Below are 300 nucleotides of genomic sequence, written 5' to 3'. Positions count from 1 at the left end.
CCGTTAAAATCTACAAGGTATTACGCTGTGAAAGATGACTATATTTTAATTGTCGATGATGAGCTTCCTATCCGCGAAATGATCCATACCTCTTTGGACATGGCAGGCTTTCAGTGTTTACAGGCAGAAGATGCCAAACAGGCTCATCAAATTATCGTCGACCAACGTCCGGCGCTTATCTTGCTCGATTGGATGTTACCCGGGGGCGTAAGTGGGGTCGACTTATGTCGCCGTTTAAAACGTGATGAAAATCTAGCAGAAATTCCTGTCATTATGTTGACCGCTCGCGGTGAAGAAGAC

At 45.3% G+C, this 300-nt stretch carries 1 protein-coding gene; it reads left to right on the top strand.

Annotated elements, in window-relative coordinates; genetic code table 11:
- Window positions 1–27: 27 nt before the first annotated feature.
- Window positions 28–300, top strand: a 273-nt coding sequence (locus tag ACG9ZB_RS17015; protein WP_419326824.1) for a response regulator, incomplete at its 3' end; no start/stop codon positions are given.

Origin of the sequence: Acinetobacter johnsonii, assembly GCF_048551975.1 — a bacterium.
GTDB lineage: Bacteria > Pseudomonadota > Gammaproteobacteria > Pseudomonadales > Moraxellaceae > Acinetobacter > Acinetobacter johnsonii_A.
Note: the sequence above shows the minus strand (reverse complement) of the source record. Positions and strands in the feature narration are given on the sequence as shown.